Source organism: Qipengyuania mesophila (assembly GCF_019711655.1).
Classification (GTDB): Bacteria; Pseudomonadota; Alphaproteobacteria; order Sphingomonadales; family Sphingomonadaceae; genus Qipengyuania; species Qipengyuania mesophila.
The window spans coordinates 665,212-689,425 of the sequence record NZ_JAIGNU010000001.1 but is presented as its reverse complement, the minus strand read 5'-3'; the positions used below and the strand labels follow the sequence as shown (position 1 = coordinate 689,425).

The following is a 24,214-nucleotide window of genomic DNA, read 5'->3' as shown; positions in this document are numbered from 1 at the left end:
CGCAGGATTCGTCACAAAAATGCACGTGTGTGGCAAGAATGTTGCGATTTTTGCGTCAAGGCGATGGCTGGCGAACGCGCGGGCAAACCGGCACGGTTGCCCAAACGGCGGCGCATGACTAGCTGGAGCGACGATGTTCGACCCCCATGCTTTTCGCGACGCGCTCGGCAGCTTTGTCACCGGCGTCACCATCGTGACCGCGCGCGACGCGGCGGGGCGCCCCTTCGGACTGACCGCGAACAGCTTCAACTCGGTCAGCCTCGACCCGCCGATGGTGCTGTGGAGCCTCTCGCTGCAGTCGGGCTCGCTGCCGGTGTTCCGCGATGCAGAGGCCTGGGCGGTGCATGTCCTGGCGGCGAACCAGCAATCGATGTCGGATCGCTTCGCGCGCGCCGGGGCGGACAAGTTCGCCGAACTCGACGACGTCGACGGGCCCGAGGGTGCACCGCTGATTCCCGGCTATGCCGCGCGCTTCGGCTGCACCGCGCGCTTCGAATACGAGGGCGGGGACCATGCCATTTTCCTCGGCGAGGTCACCGATTTCGACCGCCGCGAGGTCGAACCGCTGATCTACCACGGCGGCCGCTACGGCAGGATCATGCGCAGCCCGACGGGCGAGGACCTGGAGCGCGAAGGACTGGCAGAACGCACCGGTTCGGCGCTTTCCCTTACGGCGAGCGGGGCCGAACTGCTCGCCGCGCTCGAGAGCGTGGCGAAGCGCTAGACTCGGCGCCCACGGGCCGATACCCGTTGCGAAAAGCAACTAGGGAGAGGCCAGGCATGAAGACCCGTATCACCGAAATGTTCGGTATCGAGCATCCGATCATCCAGGGCGGCATGCATTATGTCGGCTTCGCGGAAATGGCGGCGGCGGTCTCCAATGCCGGCGGCCTCGGCATCATCACCGGCCTCACCCTCGGCACGCCCGAAAAGCTCGCCGACGAGATCGCCAGGTGCAAGGACATGACCGACAAGCCCTTCGGCGTGAACCTGACCTTCCTGCCCAGCGTCAACGCGCCCGATTATCCGGGGTTGGTGCGCGTGATCATCGAAGGCGGCGTCAAGGCGGTGGAGACCGCGGGCAACAACCCGCAGGCCGTGCTGCCCTATCTCAAGGATGCCGGGATCAAGGTGATCCACAAATGCACCAGCGTGCGCCACAGCCTCAAGGCGCAGTCGATCGGCTGCGACGCGGTCAGCGTCGACGGCTTCGAATGCGGCGGCCATCCGGGCGAGGACGATGTCCCCAACATGATCCTGCTGCCGCGCGCGGCGGACGAGCTCGAGATCCCATTCGTCGCCAGCGGCGGTCAGGCCGACGCCCGCAGCCTCGTCGCCAGCCTCGCGATGGGCGCCGACGGCATGAACATGGGCACGCGCTTCATCGCCACCAAGGAAGCGCCGGTGCACGAGAACGTGAAGAAGGCGATCGTCGCGGCAAGCGAACTCGATACCCGCCTCGTCATGCGCCCACTGCGCAACACCGAGCGCGTCATGACCAACGACGCGGTCGAACGCCTGCTCGAAAAGGAGCGAAAGCTCGGCCCCGACCTCAAGTTCGAGGACATCATCGAGGAAGTCGCGGGCGTCTACCCGCGGATCATGACCGAGGGCGAGATGGATGCGGGCGCCTGGTCCTGCGGCATGGTCGCGGGGCTCATCAACGACATTCCGACCTGCAAGGAACTGATCGACCGGATCATGAGCGAGGCGGAGGAAATAATCCGCGGCCGCCTGACCGGCTTCCTGAACTGAAGGACGCGACCATGCTCGATACCAGCCAGCGCTTCGCCTATAACGAGGACCACGAGGCCTTCCGCGACACGGTGCGCAAGGTCTTCGCCGAGCACATGACCCCCTATCTCGACCAGCACGAGGAGGAGGGCATCGTCCCGCGCAGCGCATGGAAGGCGCTGGGCGAGGCGGGCATGCTGTGCCCGACGGTCAAGGAAGAGAACGGCGGCCTCGGCCTCGATTTCGGCTTCAACTGCGTGCTGTGCGAAGAGCTGTCCTATCTCGGCAGCTCGGCCGGCTTCACGCTGCAGAACGACATCACCGCCAATTATATCGAGCGGCTCGGGACCGAGGAACAGCGGCAGAAATACCTCCCAGGCATGGTCTCGGGCGACGTCATCTCGGCCATCGCCATGACCGAGCCCGGCGCGGGCAGCGACCTGCAGGGCATCCGCACCACCGCGATCAAGGACGGCAACCATCTCGTGGTGAACGGGTCGAAGACCTACATCACCAACGGCCAGAACGCCGACGTCATCATCGTCGTCGCCAAGACCGATCCCTCGCAGGGCGCAAAGGGCACCACGCTGGTGCTGGTCGATGCCGACACCGAAGGCTTCGAGCGCGGGCGCAATCTCGACAAGATCGGGCAGCACTCGGCCGATACCTCCGAACTGTTCTTCAACGATTGCCGCGTGCCGATGACCAATATCCTCGGCGGCGAGGGGCGCGGCTTCATCCATCTGATGGAAGAGCTGCCGCAGGAACGGCTCGGCATCGCCGTGGGCGCGCAGGCGGCGGCGCAGCGCGCCTTCGACGAGGCGGTCAAGTTCACCAAGGACCGCAAGGCCTTCGGCAAGACGGTGTTCGAATTCCAGAACACCAAATTCGTCCTCGCCGACCTCAAGGCCAAGCTCCAGGTCGGCTGGGCGCATCTCGACTGGGCGATCAAGAAGCATCTCGCCGGCGAGCTCACCACCGACGAGGCCAGCGCCGCCAAGCTGTGGCACACCGACCTCCAGTGGGAAGCCTGCGACAAGGCGCTGCAGCTGCATGGCGGCGCGGGCTACATGAACGAATACGCCATCGCCCGCCTGTGGCGCGACGCGCGCGTCACCCGCATCTTCGGCGGCACCAACGAGATCATGAAGGAAGTGATTTCGCGTTCGATCTGAGGAGGCCGCAGCGATGACCGATCCGCTCGACTTTTCCGGCCAGACCGTCCTCGTCGTCGGTGGCACGAGCGGTATCGGCAATGGCATCGCGCACGGCTTCCGCGAGCATGGGGCATTCGTCCATGTGACGGGGACACGCGGGTCGGCGGACGATTACACCCTGGAAGAAGGCAGCGATCTTGCCGGATTGCACTTCCATACGCTCGATGTGGCGCGGGCGGGCGCGATTGAATCTATTGTGCTGCCCGACAGGCTCGACGTGGTGGTCCTCTGCCAGGGCACGGTGCGCTATCGACGTGAGGAATTCGACCGCGAGGGCTGGGACGCCGTCATGGAGGTCAACCTCAACTCGCTGATGGATTGCGCCCGCGCGGTGCGGCCGAAACTGGCGGAGCAAGGCGGTTCGCTGATCGTCGTCAGCTCGGTCGGCGCCTATCACGCGATGATCGGCAATCCGGCCTATGCTGCCAGCAAGGCGGGCGCAGTCAGCCTCGTCGGATCGCTCGCGCAGGCCTGGGCGGGCGAGGGTATCCGGGTCAATGGCATTGCCCCGGGACTGGTCCCGACCAAGCTCACCAGGGTGACGACCGAAAACGAACAGCGCGCCGCCGGGGCGGTGGCGCGGATCCCGGCAGGCCGCATGGGCACGCCGCAGGACATGGCCGGCGCGGCGCTGTTCCTCGCCTCGCCGCTCGCCGATTACGTCGTCGGCCAGACCATCCGCGTCGATGGCGGCATGACGCTCTCGTGAGCGCAGGTGCCGAACTTTCCTACTCCACAGGCGTCTGCGATGAGGAGCACATGGATCGGGGGGACTCAGGGATTTTGCCGCGCACACCTCGTGTCACTTTTTCGGAATGGTAATGTAAACAGTAAGTTGGCGACGATTTGAAGGTGACGCGCTGTCACCTTTGTCACCCGGACCGGGAATGAAATCGGGCCGTCGCACAGGAAGGACCTAGCCATGGACTACGTCAATCTCGGCCCCAGCGGCCTCAAGGTTTCGCGCCTCTGCCTCGGCTGCATGAGCTACGGCGACACCACCCGCGGCTGGCATGGCGACTGGGTCCTGTCCGAGGACGAAAGCCGGCCCTTCATCCGCGAGGCGCTGGAGGCGGGGATCAACTTCTTCGACACGGCGAACATGTATTCGCTCGGTGCTTCGGAAGAGGTGGTCGGCAAGCTGCTGCGCGAATTCGCGAGGCGCGACGAGATCGTGCTCGCGACCAAGGCCTTCCTCCCCTGGCGGCAGGCGCCCAACGCCGGCGGCAATTCGCGCAAGAGCCTGATGCAGGCGGTGGACGACAGCCTCGTCCGCCTGAAGATGGACTATGTCGACCTGTTCCAGATCCATCGCTGGGACGATTTCACGCCGATCGAGGAGACCATGGAGGCGCTTCACGACATCGTGAAGGCCGGCAAGGCGCGCTACATCGGCGCGTCCTCGATGTGGGCCTGGCAGTTCGCCAAGGCGCAGGAAGTGGCCCGCTCCAATGGCTGGACGCGCTTCATCTCGATGCAGAACCACGTCAATCTGCTCTACCGCGAGGAAGAGCGCGAGATGCTGCCGCTCTGCGAAGATCAGGGGGTGGGGGTAATCCCGTGGAGCCCGCTGGCGCGCGGCAAGCTCGCGCGGGCGTGGGACGAGGCAACCGTGCGCAGCGAAACCGACGGCTTCGGCAAGACGCTCTACCGCCAGCAGGAAGAGGCCGATCGCGCGATCGTCGAGGCGGTCGGGGCGATCGCCGAGGACCGCGGCGTCGCGCGCGCCACGGTCGCGCTCGCCTGGCACTTCGCCAAGGGCGTGACCGCGCCGATCATCGGGGCGACCAAGCCGGGGCATATCGCCGCCGCCATGGCCGCGCTCGACCTGGAACTGAGCGCCGACGAAGTGGCGCGCCTCGAAGACCCCTATGTGCCGAAGGCACCCGTCGGGATCGCCTCGACCGCGCCGCGCAACTGGACGCTTTCGGTGACCGGGGAATAGGAAAATTCGCCTTTCGGCGCGAAGTGTTACAAACGCGGAGAACGGGTCACAAACAAGTCACATGGCTGCGGCAACGCTTCCCCCGACAGGGTGGGGTGACAGCCGCGTGCGTACGATCAACATTTTTCTGACGGACCCGATTGCCGGCGAGCTCGCCGATTTCGACAATGGCGATCTGCGCTATGCCTTCGCCCGCCTCTATCCCGATGGCCCGCGGCGGCTGGTTGAAGGCCCGGTCTATGCCTTCATCGACTGGGTCATGAACGATCTTTCGGGGCTGGAGATGTGCCGCCGCCTGCGGTCCGATCCGCGCATGGTCGAGGCGCATATCGCGATCGTGCTCGAGGAAGACGATGCCGAGGACAAGCGCAGGGTCCTGCGCGCCGGGGCCGACGACTACGTCATCGGCCCGCTCGACCGCAATGCGATCCTCGACCGGGTCATGGCGCTCCAGGCCGAGGCCGGGCAGGCGCGCATCAACGAGCGGCTCGAACTCGGCAACCTGCTGGTCGATCTCGCCGCCCTGCAGGCGCGCTGGGGCGGCAGGGCGCTCGACCTCAGGCCGAACGAGTTTCGCCTGCTCCATTTCCTCGCGCAGAACCCAGACCGCGTGCTTTCGCGCGGCGATCTGATCGCGGCGCTGGGCAAGCAGGAACCGCCGATCGACGAACGCACGGTCGACGTCTGGATCGGACGCCTCCGCCGCGCGCTGCGCATGGTGGGGGCGGGCGAACGCGTCCGCACCGTCCGCTCGCTGGGGTATGTCTACGACAGCTACGACTGAGCATTGCCGGCCAGACAAAAGAGGGCCGCCCGGAGGCGGCCCTTAGGATGGTGGGGCTGAGACGTCTCAGAACTCGGCCGAGACCGACAGGCTGAAGCTGCGGCCCACGTCGTAGCTGTTGTTCTCGATCCGGGTCGTGCCGGTCGTCTGGTATTCGAAGTGGTCGCGTCCGGTCAGGTTGCGCGCCTCGAACTTCACTTCGAGATCGGCCCCGGCCAGCGTGAAGCCCTGCCGCGCGACGAAGTCGATCGTCAGGCCGGGGTTCTCGAGGATGTCGGGACGCGACAGCGTGCTGCGGCTGATCACCCGCTTGCTGCCGTAGTTGAACAGGAAGGTGAACTGGCTGACCCGGTCGAGGTCTTCCAGGCCCAGCTGCACGTTGGCGATGTGATCCGACTGGCCGGTCAGCGAAGTGCCGTCGGCGAAGAAGTTGGTCGCCGCCTGCAGGCCGCCCAGTTCGGGGACATTGACCAGGTCGCCCGACTGCACGCTGATGTCCGACTGGGTGTAGGTGTAGTTGGCAATCGCCACGAAGCGCTTGCTGTCCCACCATTCGCCGAGATCGTAGAGGTCCTTGTTCCACTGCACCTCGACCTCGGCCCCGTAGAGCATGGCCGACGGCGCATTGGCGAACCGGCTGATCACCGAGTTGTCGTTGAAGCTCGAGAAGACCTCGATCGGGTTCTTGATGTCCTTGAAGAAGCCGGCGGCGCTCAGCTTGCTGCCCGAACCCCAGTAATATTCGAAGCGGGCTTCGTAATTGGTCAGTTCGCTGTCGACGAGGCCCGGGTTGCCGGTAAACTGGCGGTTGGTTTCGGGATCGTAGTAGGTCTGCAGGATCAGTTCGCGGAACTGCGGCCGAGCGATGGTCTTCGACGCGTTCAGGCGGGCCTGGAGGCTGTCCGATATCTGGATCGTCATCGTCGCTGCCGGCAACCAGTAGTCGTTGTTCAGCAGCGTCGCATTGGCCGAACCGCTGGGCAGTCCGTCGAGCCCCAGGGGCACGACTTCCTGTTGGGCATCCTCATAACGCACGCCGAGATCGAGCGAGATATCGGTGACCGGTTCGATCCGGGCCTGGGCGTAGCCGGCCTTGATCTCGAGACCGGCCGAGAAGGCCGGGTCGGCAGCAGTCGTTTCGATGATCGTGTAAGAGAACGGGCCGATCCCGGCCGCCGCCTGTGCGGCGCTATCGTAGCCGAGCGCGATCAGCGCATCGCCGAGCAGATTGTCGGGGCGGAATGCACCGAACACGAGCGGATAGGAACCGGTCGTGCGGATGTCGAATTCACGACGACGCGACAGGCGGCTGGTGTCCGTATAGGCACCTCCCACGGTCACGCCGAGCCAGTTGGCCAGCTGATAGCTGACGTCGAGGCCGCCGTAATAGAGATCCTCGGTGAGGTCGGAGAAGGCAACCGTCGTCCGACCGCGCTGTCCGCCGTTCTGGAGGTTCAGATAGACACCGTCGAGGCCGCCCGACGGATTGATGTCGCGCGAGTAGACGAATTCCCACTCGTTCGGCGCTTCACGCTGCGTCTGGGCGTAGCCGGCGCGCATGTCGATCGAGAGGTCGCCGAATTCGAGTTCGCCGACGAACTGCGAGTCGATGAGCTGGCGTTCGTACCAGCCGGTATTCTGGAACAGATCGTCGTCGTCGTCGGTGAGGTCGTCGATCTGGGCGAGCGATGAACGCTTGAGCGAGTCGCGGATGAAGAGGTTGGTCAGGCGGAAGCGGTGCTCGCCCACTTCGAGACCCAAGCCGAGCATCGCATTGGCGAGAATGCGCTGGTCGGTCTGGAACTGCGAACCGGTCTGGTCGAGATCGAGATCGCCGTTCAGCGCCGACTGGCGGGTGATGAAGCGGTTGCGGTACTTGTTGCTGAGCGAGGCGGTCGCGATCACACCGAACCGGCCGTCGGAGAAGACGTCGAAGCTCGTGCCCGCGGTGATGCCCGCCGACCAGTTTGCAGGCAGCTTGTCGATGCTCTGCAGCAGGATCAGGTTGGGATCGCCCAGTTCCGTCAGGATCGCCTGCTGGTCGACGCCCGGATCGGTCATCGCCTGGCCGCTGTCGAGGAACGACTGCAGCGCGGGGCCGGGTTCGCGGCGTCCGTCGTCGAAGCCGAACCAGTCGTAGTCCGAACCGTAATAGGTGTAGCCGGTGCCGAAGGTGGTCTCGGTATCGCCCGAGATGCCGGCGCTGACCTTGAGGAAGCTTTCCTCGGGCACGGCGCGGGTCGTGAGGTTGATCACGCCGCCGCCGAACTCACCGGGGAAGTTGGCCGAATAGGTCTTCTGCACCAGGCTCGAGGCGATGATGCTGGTCGGGAAGATGTCGAGTGGCACGACGCGGCTGAGCGGCTGCGGCGAGGGCAGCGGAAGACCGTTGAGGAGGGCGAGCGAATAGCGATCGCCGAGGCCGCGGACGTAGACGAGGCCGTTGCCGACGGTCGAGAGGCCGGTGACGCGGGTCAAGGCGCCGGCGATGTCGCCTTCGCCGGTGCGCGCGATGCTGGCGCTGTCGAGAACCGAGACGACCTGCGAGGATGCGCGGGTGACGTCCTGCCGGCGACGGCCGGTGACGACGATCGCGCCGCCCGGAACCGAGATTTCGGGCTCCTCATACTCTTCTTCCGCAGGCATTTCGTCGATGCCTTCGACCTGCTGCGTCGTTGCGGCATCGGTCGCGGGATCTTCTTGGGCGGGGACGCCTTCGGCGCCGGTGCCAACTCCCGCATCCTGGGCGAATGCGGCCCCGGGAACGGTGAGCGCGGTGGTGAGCAGGAGCAGCGCTGTAAGCTGCTTGCCGGTCGACATGGTTCGAGACCCCCTCATGATCAGGCCTTAAAAACTGTGGTGGAGCCCTGCGTTGGCTCCCGGGCGAAAAAGCGAGGGGGCCGCGGGACGCGCATTCTGCGCACGCCCCGCGGCCCCGCTGTCCGATTAGTAGACCGGCAGGGTGGTGCAGTCGGTCACTGCGCTGTCGAAGGTCACTGCCGCCGAGTTGCAGGTCCAGCCCTGAACCCAGGTATCGTTGCCGGCATAGACGGCGCCGATATTGGTCGGCAGCGTGAAGAACGAAGACAGGGCAGTGGGGTCGAACACCGCGACCGCATTCTCGTTCGTGCCGTTGACGAAGGTCATCGTCAGCGTGTTGGTGAAGGCCGCATTATTGTTCGAACCGGCACTGAAGCGCGATTCGATCGCCGCGGCGGTCACGCCGCCCGAACTGTCGCGGAAGTCGACCGCACAGTCGAGCACGAAGGAGTTGAACACCACCGGACCGGCTTCGTCGATGCTGGCATCGGCGGCGCGGTCGAGCGTTTCGGTGTTGTCGATGCGCAGGCATGGCGTCGAACCCGACTGGTCGACCAGGATCGAGTTGACGATCGTGTAATCGGCAAAACCGCGGATGCGGATTGCCTGGTCGCCCACGCCGCTGTTGGCGAGGAAGGTCGCGTTCGAGATCTTCGTGTTCTGGCGCGGGGTGTTTTCTTCGAGACCGTTCGAGGAGTCGGCTTCGATGATGGTGTCGCCGACACCGGGGCGCTGGGCCACGATGACGTTCTGCATGTTGACCTTGACGCCGGTGTCGGTGTCGAGGCCGTCGTCTTCGGCGCCGACCACGATCAGATTGCGGACGTTGAAGCGGCCGCCGAAGAACTCGACGCCGTCATCCGAGCTGTTGAAGCTCATGATATTTCTCAGCGAGGTGCCCGAGCCGACGCCGCCGGTGGTCAGCGACTGTAGTTCGTTGTCGCCCGACAGGACGAAGCCCGAATAGCGGATCTGGACGTAGCTCATGCTGCCCGAGCTGTCGCCTGGCGTCGCGCCGCCGAAGAGTGCCGGCTGGGCGGCGCCTTCGACCTGGCGCTCGCAGGCGGCGGTGCCCGGCGTTGCGCCCGGAGCGATACAGTCGGTCACCGGTGCGCGGCCCGACAGGACGACGCCGCCCCACTGGCCCGACGAATTGCCGGTGTTCAGGCCCTGGACGTTGTCGCGGCTGGTGAAGACGATCGGACGGTCGGCGGTGCCGTTTGCCTGGATCGTGTTGCCGCGGTTGACGTTGAGCCAGCCCGAACCCTGCGAGAACAGGATCACGCCCGGTTCGATGGTCAGTTCGACATTCGTGTCGGCGCCCGACGCCGTCGGACCGCCGTCGGTGCCGACATCGACGCGGCCGTTGATGCGATACACGAGACCTTCGATGTAGGGCAGCGTCGACGACGCCGCGAAGACCGCAGGCAGAGTGCAAACGCGATAGGTGCCGGTCGGGCCCGAGATGGTGTTGCTGTCGGTCAGGCCGACGGGGTCCGAAATGGTCGGGCAGCCTGCGGCCGGCGTCACAAGCGACGAGGTCGGAGTGGGCGTCGGGGTCGGAGTGGGCGCCGGGGTGGCCGGCGGGTTGATGATGATGTCCCCGCCGGTGCCCGGCGAGACGATTTCGTCGGCACCGCAGCTGGCGAGAGCCAGAGCGGAGCAGCCGAGGACGAGCGAACGATGGAAATTGGTCACGGGTAACGGTCCCCTCAAAAACCGGAATGAATCGAGTTGCGAATTCGTTGATCGCGACTCGTCCGCTAGGGACCGTTCGTGACAGTTTTTGTCGGCGCATGACCGTTATGTTGCAGTTTCGACAGCTAATACGACGAACTGCGGCACAATGAAAAAGTGGTGCCGAAATGCATCAGATTGCAGATTTGTGACAATGTTACGGTTTTGTTGCAGTTCGCGGCGGCGCGGCGCATTCTCCCGCTAGAAACAGATAAGGGAGAGCAGTCATGACCATTCTTACGAGCGTTGCGCTGGCCATCCTCGCGCAAGCGCCGGTTGCGGCGGTTCCTGGGCCCCAGGCGGAATACGACGTCGGCTATGAAGAGCTGGTCGCCCACCGGGACGCCGAGGCGCGCAAGGCGATCGAGGCTTGCGACGAACTGGCGCAGGACGATCCCGCCCGCCTCATCAATCACGCCATCGCGCTCGCGCGCACGGGAGAGTATGACGCGGCGCGTGCAGCCTTCACCACCGTCGCCGAGGCGCGCACGAGCGTCGAACTCGAGACCGCGACGGGGGCCTGGGTCGATTCACGCCGCCTTGCCCGCAAAGGGCTGGCGATGCTCGATCGGGGCGAGTTCTCTCGCTACTACGCACTTTCGCTCCGCTAGTTCTCCGCGAGAAGGCCGAGCCGAGCCGGCCCGTCTCCCTTTCTTCGGGCGGCGGGCCGTTTTGTATCGCGTTGCGACAGTTTCTTACTGTATTCAGCTTTTTGTCACCCGCCTGTCATGTAGTATGCCCAATGGGACCGCACGGAGGGTGCAATGATTCTCGCACGCTTGGCGCTGGTAACGGGGTTGTCCTGTGCAGCGCTGACTGCCTTCCCGGTGAAGGCGGATGTCATGGAGATCGACGTGGACGGAGCGCGCTGGGTTGCCGGCGGAGGCACCGCACTAGCTGCCGCCCCGACCGATCTTGCTCCTGCCGAACCCTTTGCAGAAGTCCCGCCGGAGATTTTCGTTCCCGACATCGCCGTTGCCGATCCCGATGCGCATGCACGGCTGGTTCCTGAAGGTTACAAGACCAAGGTCGCCGAACTCGCCGCGCGCTTCGATCTCAGCCCGACGCTGATCGAGGCCTTGGTGTGGCAGGAAAGCCGCTGGCGCGCGAACGCCGTTTCACCCGTCGGTGCGCGCGGGTTGGCGCAGCTGATGCCCGGCACCGCGCGCGATCTGGGCGTCGACCCCGACGATCCTTTCGCCAACCTCGAAGGCGGGGCGCGCTATCTGCGCGAACAGCTCGACCGCTTCGACGGCGATCTCGAAAAAGCCCTGGCCGCCTATAACGCGGGTCCGGGGCGTGTCCTTCAGGCTGGGGGCATTCCCCGCATTCGCGAAACGCAGACCTATGTGGCAGCGATCATGGGTCGCCTGTCCGATCATTCACGGGAGTAAATTACTTGAGTCGCAAGTTCACTGTTCCGGCAGCTCTGGCCGCGCTATTCTCGCCCACCTCAGCATTCGCGCAGGCCGCCGACCCCGCCGGCTCGGGACCGATCGTCGCTGCGCTCGGCTGGCTCCAGGGCACGCTGCTCGGCAATGTCGCCACCGCGGTCGCGGTGATGGCGGTCGCCGCCGTCGGCTTCATGATGCTGACCGGCCGCCTCAACTGGCGTTTCGGGGCGACCGTGATCATCGGCGTCTTCATCCTGTTCGGCGCCGCTTCGATCGTCGCCGGCATCCAGGGCGTGGCTGGCTGACATGACCGCGCTGGTCCGCCATCCCGTTCACCGCGCCCTGACGCGCCCGCAGATGTTCGCGGGAGTGACATATAACTATTTCATCATCAACGGGATGGTGACCACCGAGGCCTTCCTCATCACCGGCAGCTGGCTGGCACTACTCGTCTTCGCCGTGATGCACGGCGTGGGCTATTTCGCCTGCCTGCGCGAACCGCGCATCTTCGACCTGTGGATCACCAAGGTCAGCAAGTGCCCGCGGGTGAAAAACTACAAGCGCTGGGGGTGCAACTCCTATGCCGCGTAACGCAAAATGGATAGGTGCCGCCGCCTGGAGCGCCAAGGAAGCACGCGCCGGCGATCGCCTGCCGTATCTGCGCCTGATCGACGAGAGCACGCTGCTGCTGCGCGACGGTTCGGTGATGACCGCGATCCAGGTTCCCGGCCTCCTTTTCGAAACCGAGGATAGCGAGGCGCTAAACGCGCATGCGGCGACCCGCGAAGTGGTGCTGCGCTCGACGCTCGACGCGCGTTTCGTGCTCTATCACCACGTCATCCGCCGGCGCGTTTCGGTCGAGCTCGAAGCCGAGTTTCCCGATCCGATCAGCCGCCATATCGACACCCGCTGGCGCGAGCGGCTCGGCTCTGGCCAGCTGTTCGTCAACGACCAGTTCATCACGCTGATCCGTCGCCCTGCGCGCGGCAAGGCGGGTCTAGCCGAGCGTGTGGGCAAGAAATTCCGCCGCAGGGGCGGTGACGACCGGCTTGAAGCCGATCCCAAGGACCTGCGCACCCTCCGCGCCGCCTCGCAGGGACTGGTTGCCGCACTGCAGGCCTACGGCGCAACGCCGCTGGGCGATTACGTAGGACCGCAGGGCAATACCAATTCCGAAATGCTCGAGCTGCTTTCGGCGCTCTACAATGGCGAGATGCGTCCGGTCAGGAAGCCGACCGATGATGTCGATCTTGGCCATATGCTCCCCTATCGCCGCGTCAGCTTCGGGCTCGATGCGATCGAGATGCGCGGCTCGGGCTCACCCGATTTCGCCGCTATCCTCGGCCTCAAGGACTATCCCGAAGCGACCAGCCCGGGCCTGCTCGACAGCCTGCTGCGGCTGCCCTTCGAAATGGTGGTCAGCGAAAGCTACGCCCCGACCGAACGCCAGACCGCGCGCGAGCGCATGGACCTTGCCATCCGCCGACTGAAGTCGGCCGACGAGGAAGCCGCCGCCGAGCGTGCCGACATGATGGCTGCGCGCGATGCACTGGGCAATGGCGCGGTCGGCTTCGGCGACCATCACCTCACCGTCATGGTCAAGGAGCGCGACCTCGGCCGCCTGGACGATGCCATGGCCGCCTGTGCCGCCGCACTTGCCGACACGGGCGCGATCGCGGTGCGCGAGGATACCAATTGCGAACCCGCCTTCTGGGGCCAGTTCCCGGGCAACGAGGGCTATCTCGTCCGCCGCGCGCTGATCTCGTCGGCCAATATGGCGAGTTTCGGCAGCCTGCATGGCTTCGCACTCGGGCAGGCGCAGGGCAACCACTGGGGCGAGGCGGTGACTCTGCTGGAAACCACCAGCGCGACGCCCTTCTTCTTCAATTTCCACCACGGAGACTTGGGCAATTTCTCGGTTATCGGGCCGTCGGGCTCGGGCAAGACCGTGGTGATGAACTTCCTAGCCGCGCAGGCGCAGAAGTTCAGCCCGCGCACGATCCTATTCGACAAGGATCGCGGTGCCGAGCTGTTCGTGCGCGGCATCGGCGGGCGTTACGACAGCATTCGCGCGGGTGAGCCGACCGGCTTCAATCCGCTCGCGCTGCCCGATACACCGGGCAACAAGGCCTTCCTGCGCGACTGGCTGGGTGTCCTGCTCAAGGCTGAAGGGCCCGAGGAGGAACAGACAATCGCGGGTGCGGTCGATGCGGCCTATGCCAATGACGCGTCGCTGCGCCGCCTGCGCCATTTCAAGGAGCTGCTTTCGGGCAGCCGTCGCCCGCAGCCGGGCGATCTCGCCGACCGTCTCGGTGCCTGGATCGGCGCCAATGATGGTCAAGGGGGCGAACATGCCTGGCTGTTCGACAATGCCGAGGACCGGCTCGACCTGACCGCCCGCGTGCTTGGCTTCGACATGACCGCGCTGCTGGAGAATCCGAAGCTGCGCACGCCGACCATGATGTACCTCTTCCACCGGATCGAGGAACGGCTGGACGGTATGCCGACCATGATCCTGATCGACGAGGGCTGGAAGGCGCTCGACGACGAAGTCTTCGCCGCGCGTATCCGGGACTGGCTCAAGACGTTGCGCAAACGCAACGCCCTGGTCGGTTTCGCCACCCAGTCGGCGCGCGATGCCCTCGAAAGCCGCATTTCGACCGCATTGGTCGAGCAGACGGCGACCATGGTGTTCATGCCCAACAGCCGCGCGCGGCCCGAGGATTATTGCGACGGCTTCGGCCTGACCGAGCACGAGCTCGCGCTGATCCGCACGCTGCCGGCGCACAGCCGCTGCTTCCTCGTCCGCCAGCCCGACGCCAGCGTCGTGGTGCGCCTCGATCTCTCTGGTGCGCCCGAAGTGCTGACGCTGCTTTCGGGTCGCGAGAGCTCGGTACGTCGGCTCGACCTGCTGCGCGAAGCGCTGGGCGACGCGCCAGCTGACTGGTTCCCCGCGCTTACCGGCAGCAAATGGCCCGGCGGCGCGAACGATGAAGGGGGGGCTGGGGTCGAAGCCCTCGGCCTTGCCGCGGAATGAGCGCGAACTGCGAACAGGCTGCTGCCGGCGTCGGCAATGGTGTCGCGGCCGCGCTGCACGGGGTGGATTGCATCGCCGGCGAAGCGAGCGCCGCGGCGTTCGGGCGTCTGTTCGCGCCGGGCGGCTCGCTCGGCATGGTGCTCACGCTCGTCCTCACGCTGTTCATCGCGCTGTTCGCCTTCGCTCTGCTGACTGGGCGGACCAATGTCGGCGTGCGCAATCTCGTCCCGCGCATGATGACGCTGGGGCTGGTCCTGACCTTCGCGACCAGCTGGATCGCCTACCAGAGCGTGGTCTGGAATCTCGCGGTCGCGACGCCCGATTATCTCGCCGGCATCCTTACGGGGACGCAGGGCTCGGCTACCGATACGTTCGCGCAGAAGATCGACGTGGTCTTCCTCGCCATTCAGGAAGCAAGCGGTGGCAGCGAGGACTTCTCCGCATTCTCGCCCGAGGGCATGATGTGGCTCGGCGCCATGCTGTTCATGCTCGGCACGGTCGGCTTGCTGGTGACGACCAAGATCGCGCTGGGCGTGCTTGTTGCGCTCGGGCCGATCTTTGTGGTCATGGCGCTGTTCAACGGGACACGCGGCCTGTTCACCGGCTGGGTCAAGGGCGTGACCCTATGCGCGCTCGCGCCGCTCTTCGCGGTGCTCGGCGGCAGCGTGATGCTCGAACTCGCGGTGCCGATCCTCGGCGCGCTCACTGCGACCCCCGGACAGGTCGACCCGCAGGCCGGCATGGCCTTCTTCATGATCGGCGCGGTGCATGTCGCGCTGATGGTGCTGGTGCTCAAGGTCGCCGGGACGATGGTCTCGGGCTGGAGCGTGTTCGGCCTGGTTTCGGACAAGGACGAGCGGGCCGCGCCTGCAGCTACGCCGCAACCGGCGGTTCCCGCCATGGCGCTTGCCCAGGCGCAGGCCGCCAACCAGGTGAGTTCGCAGGCGCGCCGGATCGATGTTTCCGCCGTTCCCACCGCCTATGCCGCCAACGACAGCGGCGCAGCGGGCGGTAGTGGCGGGACCCGGGTGACCAAGGTCTACGCCACGTCTTCGACGTCGGCTTCGCAATCCCCTTCCAGCAAGGCCCGCATCCGCGGCTCCGGCATCGGTAGCCGGTTCAAGTCCGCGACGCCCAAGGCCCTCGACCGTTCCATGGAGAAACACGCATGACCCGCGCCCTCATTCCCGCGCTCGCTCTCGCCCTGCTGGCCGCGCCGGTTGCGGCACAGGATTCACGCCTCGTCGAGGTGATGTACGACGAGGCCAAGGTGGTCCGCGTCGAAGGCCGCGTCACGGTGCAGGCCAGCATCATGTTCGGCGAGGACGAAGTGATCGAGAATGTCGCCATCGGCGACAGCTCGAGCTGGCAGGTGACGCCCAACAAGCGGGCGAACATCCTGTTCGTGAAGCCGCTCGAGGCGCGCGCCGCGACCAATCTCACAGTGATCACCAGCAAGCGCACCTATCTGTTCGACCTCGTCGCCAACCCCAGCGCCAAGCCGCTCTACCTGATGCGCTTCGCCTATCCGGATGAGCCCGAGGAGGAAGAGGTGCAGATGGCGGCGGCTCCGAATGCCGTCGAACGCCAGGCCGCAAACGATCCCTATGCGGTGGTCGATCCGACCGATCTCAATTTTGCATGGAACGCGTCGGGTGACCCTGAACTTCTGCCCGAGAACACCTATGACGACGGCACCGCGACCTTCCTCACCTGGCCACGCGGCAAGGATGTGCCCGCCATCCTCGTAACCAATAGCGAGGGTACCGAAGGGCCCGTCAACTTCACCGTGCGCGGGGATACCATCGTCGTCGACGGGGTGCCGCGCACGATCGTCCTGCGTTCGGGCAAGGATAGTGCCCAGCTGGTCAATACGGGGCCCGAACGGCCCGCTACCAATGCGAGCGGCAAGGCCGCTCTCGCCTCGAAGGGGAGGTAATTATGCGTCTCGCCATGCGACTGCCCGAAAAGAAGCCGGGCGATGCAGGGATCGCGAACGATGTCGATCCGCGCGATGAAACCGATGCCGAGGTGATCGACCTCGCGCAGCGCAACGCCTTCCCCGCCGTCGCGCGGCCTGCGGGCAAGTCCGATGCGCTCGGCATGGTTGCAGGTATTGCAATCGTCGCCGGTCTCGGTCTCGTGACTCTGTGGAGCATGAATTCGGCCCGGATCACCCCGCCCGAAGGGGTCGGCGGCAAGCAGGCGCCGGTCGAGGTGGCTCCGCCCGTACCTGCCGCGGCGATTACGCCTCCTGCTCCCGCCCAGGTCGCCGCCCCGGCGGCGCGCCCGGACCCCGCGCCGCAGCCGGTGCTCGCTGCGCAGCCGCAGCCGGGTCTTTCTGCCAATCCCTATGCCAATCCCACGGTGGTGTTCGATTCCGGGGCATCTCCCGCCACGCTCGCGATTGCCGAGCCGGGCGCCGTGGAGGCGGCAAGCGCCGGATCGTCGGGCAATTCGGCTAATGATTTCGCCAGCCGCATCGGCGGCGTCGGTGGCGCGCCGGCGCAGGCCAAGGCGATGGTCAATCCCGCGACCACGGTGACCCAGGGCACGCTGATCCCGGCAATCCTCGAAACCGCGATCGACACCAATGTGCCGGGCTATGTCCGCGCGGTGGTGAGCCAGGACGTGCGCAGCTTCGACGGGACCAAGATCCTCGTCCCGCGCTCGAGCCGGCTGATCGGCCAGTACCAGTCGGGCCTGCAGAACGGGCAGAAGCGCGCCTATGTCATCTGGACGCGCCTGATCCGGCCCGATGGTGCCTCGGTCAATCTCGCCTCGCCCGCAATCGGCTTCGACGGGACCACCGGCCTCGCCGGCAAGGTTTCGGGCAACAGCTTCTTCAAACGGTTCGGCTCGGCCATGCTGCTCTCGGTCGTCGGCGGTGTCGGTTCGCTTGCGACGGGTGGCGCAGCTGGCGTCCTCATCGGCGGTGCCAGTTCCTCCGCGGCCGCGACCGCGGCGCAGCAGGACGGCCAGCGCGGCCCCACCGTGCGTGTGCGGCAAGGCGAACCGATCCGTATCTTCACCGCGCGCGACCTGGATTTCTCCTCGGTCAGCTGAGGCGGAACGATACCGTGAGCGCAGACATCCATCCCTTCCAGCCGGATACCCATCCGGAAACGGACGCGCCGAACGTGGATCTCCACGGCGAGCGCAGCGTCTATCTCGACGCCTATCTCGCCCCGTTCCGTGAATGGCTCGAGCGCGATACGGTGACCGAGATCCTCGTCAACCGGCCTGGCGAGGTCTGGATCGAGGATGCCGCCGCCGGCGGCATGCAGAAGGTCCTGCGTCCCGAAATCGACGACCGGCTGGTCCAGCGACTGGCCGAACAGGTCGCCCGCGTCAGCCACCAGGGGATCAATCGCGAGCATCCGCTGCTCGGCGCGACGCTGCCTGGCGGGGCGCGTGTCCAGTTCTGCGGGCCGCCAGCGGCACGCAAGCACTGGGCCATGGCGATCCGCCGCCACCGACGCCTCGACCTGCCGCTCGATGCCTACGACACCGGTCCGCTTACCCCGCCGCAGCACGGCGCCATGCCCGATGCGCAGGCCGAGCCGGTGGCCTTCCTGCGCGAGGCTATCCGCCAGCGGCGCACCATCCTCGTCTCGGGCGGTACCAGCACCGGCAAGACCACCTTTCTCAACGCCATGCTCGGTGAAATTCCGAAGCACGAACGCGTGGTGCTGGTCGAGGACACGCCCGAACTCAAGCTGCCCGGTGAGAACGGTGTCGGCCTCGTCGCGGTCAAGGGCGAGTTGGGCGAGGCCAAGGTTACCGCCAACGAGCTACTCCAGGCGGCCCTTCGCCTGCGCCCCGATCGCATCGTGCTCGGCGAATTGCGCGGTGCGGAAAGCGTCAGCTTCCTGCGTGCCATCAACACCGGCCATCCGGGCAGTTTCTCGACCATCCATGCGAACAGCCTGCACGGGGCGCTCGAGCAGCTTTCGCTGATGGTGATGCAGACGGGAATCGGCCTCACGCGCAGCGACACGATCGCCTATGCAGCCAGCGTCATTGACGTGCTGGTACAACTCGGACGCGATGTTTCGGGCAAGCGCGGCATAACCCAGATCGCCGAAAGCCACACGCTCGTCTAACTGCGGTAAATATGCCGCAATCCGCGAACGGCAGCATTCCGTAGCGTCAATCCCGCGGGCGAATGCGTCCGCGGAACAACACATGCCAAAATTCGCCCGTCTTTTGCGCAACAATCATGCGCAATCCCTTGCGTGCATACGAATGTGTGTTAGCAATGGAGGATAGGCCGCAAAGACGGCCACATGGAGAGGAGAGGGTTAATGAGGGTGAGGGCTTCCCTGCTCGCGGGTATCTGCGCGAGCGCGATTGCGTTTCCGGCGTTTGCTCAGGAAACCGAAGACGACCAGCCGCGGCTTGGCGGCAATGTAATCATCGTTACCGCCCAGCGTCAGAACCAGTCGCTGCAGGAAGTTCCGATCGCGGTCAGCGCCTTCGACGCCGAAGCGCTCGAAGCCCAGCAGATCGAGAATGCCAGCGATCTCCAGCTGACGCTGCCCAACGTCTCCTTCACCAAATCGAACTTCACCGGTTCGAGCTTCACCATTCGCGGCATCGGCGACCTGTGCGTCGGGACCTCGTGCGACGCGGCCACGGGCATCCACACCAACGGCTCGCCGCTGTTCGGTACCCGCCTGTTCGAAACCGAATATTTCGATCTTGAGCGTGTTGAGGTGCTGCGCGGACCGCAAGGCACGCTGTTCGGCCGCAACGCCACGTCGGGCGTCGTCAACGTCGTCACGCACAAGCCCGAACTCGGCATCTTCGGTGCCTCGGGCGAGTTCGAATACGGCAATTTCAACAGCATCAAGGCGAAGGGCATGATCAACGTGCCCATCGGTGACACGCTGGCCCTGCGCGCGGCGGGCTTCTACCTCAACCGCGACGGCTACACGACCAACATCTACGACGGCAATGACCTCGACGATCGCGACATGTATGCGATCCGCGGTTCGCTGCGCTGGGAGCCGACGGCCAACACCACGCTCGACATCATGGGATACTACTTCCGTGAAGACGACAAGCGCATGCGTATCCAGAAGCAGCAGTGTCAGCGCGATCCCACGGGCGTGCTCGGCTGTCTCAACAACCGCCGCGACTTCGACAATACCAATACCAACTCGACCTTCACCGGGACGCTCGGTTCGGTCGAATTCCTGACCACGCAGCTGGGCGCCGCCCTGGGCAATTCGTTCGGTCTCAACAGCCTCTACGGCCCGGACCTCTATTCGACCTTCGATGAGCCCGATGACGTCCGCACCGTCGGGACTTCGTTCACGCCGGAATATTTCGCCGACGAACTGCAGGTTCAGGCTCACCTCGACCAGCGTTTCGGCAACATGAACCTGTCGCTGACGGGGATGTACCAGGAAACCTCGGTCGATTCGCGCCAGGATTACAACCTTGGTATTCCCGGCCGCAACTCGGTCCAGTTCCAGACGGCCCTGAACAGTCTTGCGTTCTTTGCCGCGAATGGCGTTCCGACGGGCCTGCCGGCTCCTTTCCCTGCTTTCGTGCCGGGTTCGTCGGCCTATTTCTCGCCGGTATACAACGCCCTGACGCCCAATGGGCCGAACGGAACGCTGTGTACTTCGGATACCCTGCTGAGCAATCAGGGCGCCTTCGAAGGGCAGTCGATTTGCTCTGATCTGCCCGGCGCGTTCGACCGGTCGCGTTCGAACGGTAAATCATGGTCGGGTGAAGCGATCCTGTCGAGCGACTTCGACGGCCCGTTCAACTTCCTGATCGGCGGCATCTATGCCGAGGCCGAGGCCTTCAATACCGACTACTACGTCAACGCTTTCGCGATCGACTACATCACCGGTATCCTGGGGTCGTTCACGAGCTTCGGCTCAACCGTGGATGCGGATCCGACCAACGATCTTCCGCCATCCTATCTGGCGACCTCGTTCTACCGGAACAACACCGACTACTTCAAACTGAAGAGCTACGGCCTGTTCGGGGAAGTCTATTTCGACGTTTCCGACCGGCTCAAGCTGACCGCCGGCATCCGCTACAACAACGACAAGAAGGCACTGACCGCGCGGACCACGCTCGCCAACTTCCTCAATCCCTACAGCAACAACGGCGATCCCTTCGATTCTCCGTTCGTCGGCAGCTTCGATGCCGATCCGGGTACCGCCGGGAACCAGCTGTTCCAGGCCCGCCAGGTCGGTTTCGACAAGATTACCGGCCGCGTGGTGCTCGACTTCGAGCTCTCGCCTGACAATTTGCTCTACGCATCCTATTCGCGCGGCTACAAGTCGGGCGGCATCAATCCGCCGCTGTCGCCGGTCTTCTCCGTGTCGGAGAGCTTCGGTCCCGAAGCGCTGAACGCGTTCGAAATCGGTTCGAAGAATACCTTCTTCAACGGTGGTCTGCAGGTCAACCTGACCGGCTTCTACTACGACTACTCGAGCCTCCAGCTCAGCCGCATCATCGCGCGGACTTCGGTCAACGATACGATCGATGCCAAGATCTGGGGCCTCGAACTCGAATCGATCATGCGTCCCTCGGACAACTGGCTGATCAACATGAACCTCAGCTACCTCAATGCGAAGGTCGCCGGGGATCAGTTCTTCAGCAACCCGCGTGACCCGGGTGGCGGCGATCCGACGGCGGTGATCATCAAGGACATCACCAATGGTGCGCTGTGCGCGGTGACCGGCGGCAATGCCAATGGCTACGTTGCCCAGGTCAACAACCTGATCAACGCGGGCCTTGTTCCGGGTCTCCAGCCCGGTGCAAACCTCCAGGCCCCGGCACCGTTCCCGAGCGATGGCGGCATCGCTTCGAATGGCGCCTTCAGCATTTGCGGCGCGCTCGATGCCCTGACTGCGGCTCCGGCCGCGCCCGGCGTGACGCTCGGCCAGGCCTTCGGCGGGATCCAAGTCCTCAGCCCGGGGGTCGAGGTCAATCTGAAGGGCAACAAGCTGCCGCAGGCGCCCGAGTTCAAGGCCTCGATCGGTGTCCAGTACACGGCCGAGTTCGGCAACGGCATGAGCCTTGTCCCGCGCTTCGATCTGGCCTTTACCGGTGAACAGTACGGCAACGTGTTCAACGGCCGCGTCAACCGCGTCGCTCCGTTCGTCCAGGCGAATGCGTCGATCCAGTTGAACGGCACCGATGATCGCTGGTTCGTCCGGGGCTTCGTGCAGAACATCTTCGACAGCGACTCGGTCACGGGGCTCTACGTCACCGACGCATCGTCGGGCCTGTTCACCAACATCTTCACGCTCGACCCGCGGCGCTACGGCATCGCGGTGGGAGCGAAGTTCTAAGCAATAGACCCACTCAGATGGGGAGAGGGGGAGGGGCGGCCCGTCGGGTCGCCCCTTTTTCCGTGCCTTCAGTCCCTGGTCGAGGCGAAGGGCGAAAAATCGGTCTCCGTGTCGAAGAGATCGATGCCCTCTGCGCGTTTCAGCGTACCGACCACGGCATAGGTCACCGGGGTCAGCAGGGCTTCCCAGGCGGTCTTGATCGCCCATTGCGACAGTACGACTTGCCACAGCAGTTCGACCGGCCAGCCGGCGAGCCCCCAAAAGGCGAGCGGGTAGAAAATCAGGCTGTCGAGCCCCTGGCCGATCACGGTCGAACCGATCGTGCGCATCCACAGGTGGCGCCCTTCGGTCCACACCTTCATCTTAGCGAGGACGTAGCTATTGGCGAATTCGCCCGCCCAGAAGGCAATCATCGAGGCGAACACGATGCGCCAGGAATTGCCGAACACGAACTCGTAGGCCTCCTGTCCGGGCCAACCCGCCGCCGGCGGCAGATGCACGACCACCCAGGCCATGAAGGCCATGAACAGCAACGCGGCAAAGCCGGTCCAGATCACCCGCCGGGCGCGGGCATAGCCGTAGACCTCGGTCAGCACGTCGCCGATGATATAGCTCACCGGGAAGAACAGGACGCCCGCCCCGAAGGACCATTCACCGATCCCGGGAAGCGTCACGTAGCTGGGCTTGGAGGCTCCGATCAGGTTCGACAGCAGCAGGATGGTGACGAATGCCGCCATCACCAGGTCGTAATAGCGGAAGCGATGCTCGGCTGCGGTCTGCGGTGCGTTTTCCATCGCTAAGAGGGTTACTGCCGATTGGCCCACCGGAAAAGGCACGTTATGGCGGGCACGGAGCGCGCCCGTAGTTCAACTGGATAGAGCACGAGCCTTCTAAGCTTGGAGTTGCAGGTTCGAGTCCTGCCGGGCGCGCCAATTCCCGCGCCATGGTGTTGGGACAACCTTACCGTGACCCCATCGCAACCTTGATGTGACCTTATCCAAGCACCGCGTGAGGCAAAGCGTTCTCATTTACGTCCCCGAGACCAGTAGAGCTGCCTTGAGCCCCATTTCGGTCATCGCGGCATCGTCACAATGTTGACGAACGCGGTCTCGGCCACGAAATTCAGTGCGAGGCCCTATCGCGGTTCGACTGGAAGATCGCATAGATGATCAGCGAGAACGCCAGCAGTCGCACGAGAAACAACGGGCTCCGCTCTTCCACCGGGATCTGAGTCAGCGCCAGCCAAGCGTAGTTGATCGACAGAAGCAGGAAGCTGGCGGCGAAGGTGATAAAGAGCTTCTCGCGAGTACGACGATAATACTTGAGGAAGAGCAGGCAGGCGATGGCAAAGGCCATGACCACGGCCCCGGACAGGAATTGCTCGATCATCAGTCCTTCTCCCCTTCCCAGATGAAGCCGAACAGCAACACCGACACCGCGAGCAGCGTCAGCATCAGCCGCGCCAGCTTTAGATTGATATCGGGGAAAACGATCTGGTCGATGACGACCAGCAGATTGGCCAGCGCCAAGAACACGAAACAGGCGCTGCTCCACAGCAGCACGGGGGATGCCACCCTGCCATACTGGCGCAGCAGCAAGCCGGCGCATAGCGCGCTGGTGAGGAAACACAGCAAATAGACAAGATCGGGTATCAAGCCAGCCATGCTCAGTCCTTTCGCAAACGGAAAGCGTCGGCGAAAGCGTTGAGGCCCGGTGCCTGGCGGGAGATCATCAGCCTTCGGGCGCGGCCCGGGAATCTCTGGTAAAAATTGTTGGCGCGCATCGCACTACGTTCGACGTCTTCATTGACTGGGCGGAATTGCAACCGCCCGTCATGGTCCAGCGACGCGATGCCGGCGGCTACGAGCGATGCAACACCCTGTTGCACGACCAGTTCGCTGGCCCTCATCCGCTCGACCAGTTCAACCGCGGTGAGGCCTTCTTGCGGCATGGCGATCACCGTGGCGAGCAACTCCAGGTCCCAGATCGACGTGAAACTGTCGCAAATGAATTGTTCGATATCTTCGTCGGTCGCCATCCTCGACCTTGTGCTCCCGCTTACCCGTCCGCGCATGCCTTAGAAGGGGTTTTCCGAGCAAGCAAACCCTCAAAAATGCCACACCTTCCCAGCGAATGAATTGGGCCGGAACCTTCAGTGCGGGAAATGATTTCGCCGGGAGGGGGTGGTTTTGGAACTATTCGAGACGCCCGGTGTCGCACC

At 64.7% G+C, this 24,214-nt stretch carries 22 protein-coding genes and 1 tRNA gene; 17 read left to right on the top strand and 6 right to left on the bottom strand.

What is annotated here, in order from left to right; all coding sequences use genetic code 11:
• Positions 1–133 precede the first annotated feature (133 nt).
• From K3181_RS03500 to K3181_RS03475, 6 genes are all read left to right on the top strand, one after another.
• Positions 134–724, top strand: coding sequence for a flavin reductase family protein (locus K3181_RS03500; protein WP_221600840.1), 591 nt, complete (start codon positions 134–136; stop codon positions 722–724).
• Positions 725–780: 56 nt separating this feature from the next.
• On the top strand, positions 781–1,755 hold the full coding sequence (locus K3181_RS03495) for an NAD(P)H-dependent flavin oxidoreductase (RefSeq protein ID WP_221600838.1): 975 nt from the start codon (positions 781–783) through the stop codon (positions 1,753–1,755).
• Positions 1,756–1,766: 11 nt separating this feature from the next.
• Positions 1,767–2,909 (top strand): acyl-CoA dehydrogenase family protein, encoded by a 1,143-nt coding sequence (locus tag K3181_RS03490; RefSeq protein WP_221600836.1) that lies wholly within the window; start codon positions 1,767–1,769, stop codon positions 2,907–2,909.
• A gap of 13 nt (positions 2,910–2,922) precedes the next feature.
• Positions 2,923–3,660 (top strand): SDR family NAD(P)-dependent oxidoreductase, encoded by a 738-nt coding sequence (locus tag K3181_RS03485; protein WP_221600834.1) that lies wholly within the window; start codon positions 2,923–2,925, stop codon positions 3,658–3,660.
• Between the two features lie 213 nt (positions 3,661–3,873).
• A complete protein-coding gene (locus K3181_RS03480) occupies positions 3,874–4,896 on the top strand; it encodes an aldo/keto reductase (protein WP_221600832.1) in 1,023 nt (340 codons plus the stop codon).
• Positions 4,897–5,002: 106 nt separating this feature from the next.
• Positions 5,003–5,680: a response regulator transcription factor gene (locus K3181_RS03475; RefSeq protein WP_221602815.1), complete on the top strand. Its 678-nt coding sequence runs from the start codon at positions 5,003–5,005 to the stop codon at positions 5,678–5,680.
• Between the two features lie 66 nt (positions 5,681–5,746).
• On the opposite strand, the gene K3181_RS03470 is transcribed toward K3181_RS03475, so the two are convergent.
• Positions 5,747–8,500: a TonB-dependent receptor domain-containing protein gene (locus tag K3181_RS03470; protein ID WP_221600830.1), complete on the bottom strand. Its 2,754-nt coding sequence runs from the start codon at positions 8,498–8,500 to the stop codon at positions 5,747–5,749.
• Between the two features lie 126 nt (positions 8,501–8,626).
• Positions 8,627–10,198: a hypothetical protein gene (locus tag K3181_RS03465; protein ID WP_221600829.1), complete on the bottom strand. Its 1,572-nt coding sequence runs from the start codon at positions 10,196–10,198 to the stop codon at positions 8,627–8,629.
• Positions 10,199–10,464: 266 nt separating this feature from the next.
• On the opposite strand from K3181_RS03465, the gene K3181_RS03460 reads away from it, so the two are divergent.
• The 10 genes from K3181_RS03460 (at position 10,465) to K3181_RS03415 (ending at position 21,993) form a co-directional block, all read left to right on the top strand.
• Positions 10,465–10,848 (top strand): hypothetical protein, encoded by a 384-nt coding sequence (locus K3181_RS03460; RefSeq protein WP_221600827.1) that lies wholly within the window; start codon positions 10,465–10,467, stop codon positions 10,846–10,848.
• A 153-nt stretch (positions 10,849–11,001) separates the two neighbouring features.
• The gene (locus K3181_RS03455; protein WP_425594534.1) at positions 11,002–11,631 is read left to right on the top strand and encodes a lytic transglycosylase domain-containing protein; all 630 of its coding nucleotides are present in this window, start codon (positions 11,002–11,004) and stop codon (positions 11,629–11,631) included.
• Between the two features lie 5 nt (positions 11,632–11,636).
• Entirely contained in the window at positions 11,637–11,936 is a 300-nt protein-coding gene (locus K3181_RS03450; protein ID WP_221600825.1) for a TrbC/VirB2 family protein, read from the top strand.
• A 1-nt stretch (position 11,937) separates the two neighbouring features.
• Entirely contained in the window at positions 11,938–12,222 is a 285-nt protein-coding gene (locus K3181_RS03445; protein ID WP_221600823.1) for a VirB3 family type IV secretion system protein, read from the top strand.
• Positions 12,212–14,668 carry a VirB4 family type IV secretion/conjugal transfer ATPase gene (locus K3181_RS03440; RefSeq protein ID WP_221600821.1) on the top strand — a complete coding sequence of 819 codons (2,457 nt, stop codon included), beginning with the start codon at positions 12,212–12,214 and terminating at the stop codon, positions 14,666–14,668. The genes K3181_RS03445 and K3181_RS03440 overlap by 11 nt, the downstream gene beginning before the upstream one ends.
• The gene (locus K3181_RS03435) at positions 14,665–15,840 is read left to right on the top strand and encodes a TrbL/VirB6 family protein (RefSeq protein WP_221600819.1); all 1,176 of its coding nucleotides are present in this window, start codon (positions 14,665–14,667) and stop codon (positions 15,838–15,840) included. The genes K3181_RS03440 and K3181_RS03435 overlap by 4 nt, the downstream gene beginning before the upstream one ends.
• Entirely contained in the window at positions 15,837–16,607 is a 771-nt protein-coding gene (locus tag K3181_RS03430; protein WP_221600817.1) for a TrbG/VirB9 family P-type conjugative transfer protein, read from the top strand. The genes K3181_RS03435 and K3181_RS03430 overlap by 4 nt, the downstream gene beginning before the upstream one ends.
• A 2-nt stretch (positions 16,608–16,609) precedes the next feature.
• Complete coding sequence (locus K3181_RS03425; protein ID WP_247714849.1) at positions 16,610–17,734, top strand: TrbI/VirB10 family protein; 1,125 nt, start codon at positions 16,610–16,612, stop codon at positions 17,732–17,734.
• Between the two features lie 14 nt (positions 17,735–17,748).
• Positions 17,749–18,774, top strand: a complete 1,026-nt coding sequence (gene virB11, locus K3181_RS03420) for a P-type DNA transfer ATPase VirB11 (RefSeq protein WP_221600816.1) — start codon at positions 17,749–17,751, stop codon at positions 18,772–18,774.
• A 201-nt stretch (positions 18,775–18,975) separates the two neighbouring features.
• On the top strand, positions 18,976–21,993 hold the full coding sequence (locus K3181_RS03415) for a TonB-dependent receptor (protein ID WP_221600814.1): 3,018 nt from the start codon (positions 18,976–18,978) through the stop codon (positions 21,991–21,993).
• 68 nt (positions 21,994–22,061) lie between these two features.
• On the opposite strand, the gene K3181_RS03410 is transcribed toward K3181_RS03415, so the two are convergent.
• Complete coding sequence (locus tag K3181_RS03410; RefSeq protein ID WP_221600812.1) at positions 22,062–22,787, bottom strand: queuosine precursor transporter; 726 nt, start codon at positions 22,785–22,787, stop codon at positions 22,062–22,064.
• A gap of 61 nt (positions 22,788–22,848) precedes the next feature.
• On the opposite strand from K3181_RS03410, the gene K3181_RS03405 reads away from it, so the two are divergent.
• Positions 22,849–22,925: transfer RNA gene (locus tag K3181_RS03405), tRNA-Arg, on the top strand.
• Between the two features lie 190 nt (positions 22,926–23,115).
• Here the strand turns inward: K3181_RS03405 and K3181_RS03400 are convergent.
• From K3181_RS03400 to K3181_RS03390, 3 genes are read right to left on the bottom strand one after another with little or no spacing between them, the layout of a single operon-like run.
• Positions 23,116–23,382 carry a DUF5985 family protein gene (locus K3181_RS03400; RefSeq protein ID WP_221600810.1) on the bottom strand — a complete coding sequence of 89 codons (267 nt, stop codon included), beginning with the start codon at positions 23,380–23,382 and terminating at the stop codon, positions 23,116–23,118.
• Positions 23,382–23,657: a DUF5985 family protein gene (locus K3181_RS03395; RefSeq protein ID WP_221600808.1), complete on the bottom strand. Its 276-nt coding sequence runs from the start codon at positions 23,655–23,657 to the stop codon at positions 23,382–23,384. Before K3181_RS03395 ends, K3181_RS03400 begins: the two co-directional genes overlap by 1 nt.
• 2 nt (positions 23,658–23,659) lie before the next feature.
• A complete protein-coding gene (locus tag K3181_RS03390; protein ID WP_221600807.1) occupies positions 23,660–24,031 on the bottom strand; it encodes a hypothetical protein in 372 nt (123 codons plus the stop codon).
• Between the last annotated feature and the right edge of the window lie 183 nt (positions 24,032–24,214).

Excerpts from the sequence above, each read along its gene's own strand:
- K3181_RS03500 (WP_221600840.1), top strand. The coding sequence starts at position 134 with ATGTTCGACCCCCATGCTTTTCGCGACGCGCTCGGCAGCTTTGTCACC.
- K3181_RS03495 (WP_221600838.1), top strand. The coding sequence starts at position 781 with ATGAAGACCCGTATCACCGAAATGTTCGGTATCGAGCATCCGATCATC.
- K3181_RS03490 (WP_221600836.1), top strand. The coding sequence starts at position 1,767 with ATGCTCGATACCAGCCAGCGCTTCGCCTATAACGAGGACCACGAGGCC.
- K3181_RS03485 (WP_221600834.1), top strand. The coding sequence starts at position 2,923 with ATGACCGATCCGCTCGACTTTTCCGGCCAGACCGTCCTCGTCGTCGGT.
- K3181_RS03480 (WP_221600832.1), top strand. The coding sequence starts at position 3,874 with ATGGACTACGTCAATCTCGGCCCCAGCGGCCTCAAGGTTTCGCGCCTC.
- K3181_RS03470 (WP_221600830.1), bottom strand. The coding sequence starts at position 8,500 with ATGTCGACCGGCAAGCAGCTTACAGCGCTGCTCCTGCTCACCACCGCG.
- K3181_RS03460 (WP_221600827.1), top strand. The coding sequence starts at position 10,465 with ATGACCATTCTTACGAGCGTTGCGCTGGCCATCCTCGCGCAAGCGCCG.
- K3181_RS03455 (WP_425594534.1), top strand. The coding sequence starts at position 11,002 with ATGATTCTCGCACGCTTGGCGCTGGTAACGGGGTTGTCCTGTGCAGCG.
- K3181_RS03445 (WP_221600823.1), top strand. The coding sequence starts at position 11,938 with ATGACCGCGCTGGTCCGCCATCCCGTTCACCGCGCCCTGACGCGCCCG.
- K3181_RS03440 (WP_221600821.1), top strand. The coding sequence starts at position 12,212 with ATGCCGCGTAACGCAAAATGGATAGGTGCCGCCGCCTGGAGCGCCAAG.
- K3181_RS03435 (WP_221600819.1), top strand. The coding sequence starts at position 14,665 with ATGAGCGCGAACTGCGAACAGGCTGCTGCCGGCGTCGGCAATGGTGTC.
- K3181_RS03430 (WP_221600817.1), top strand. The coding sequence starts at position 15,837 with ATGACCCGCGCCCTCATTCCCGCGCTCGCTCTCGCCCTGCTGGCCGCG.
- K3181_RS03425 (WP_247714849.1), top strand. The coding sequence starts at position 16,610 with ATGCGTCTCGCCATGCGACTGCCCGAAAAGAAGCCGGGCGATGCAGGG.
- K3181_RS03415 (WP_221600814.1), top strand. The coding sequence starts at position 18,976 with ATGAGGGTGAGGGCTTCCCTGCTCGCGGGTATCTGCGCGAGCGCGATT.
- K3181_RS03410 (WP_221600812.1), bottom strand. The coding sequence starts at position 22,787 with ATGGAAAACGCACCGCAGACCGCAGCCGAGCATCGCTTCCGCTATTAC.
- K3181_RS03400 (WP_221600810.1), bottom strand. The coding sequence starts at position 23,382 with ATGATCGAGCAATTCCTGTCCGGGGCCGTGGTCATGGCCTTTGCCATC.
- K3181_RS03395 (WP_221600808.1), bottom strand. The coding sequence starts at position 23,657 with ATGGCTGGCTTGATACCCGATCTTGTCTATTTGCTGTGTTTCCTCACC.
- K3181_RS03390 (WP_221600807.1), bottom strand. The coding sequence starts at position 24,031 with ATGGCGACCGACGAAGATATCGAACAATTCATTTGCGACAGTTTCACG.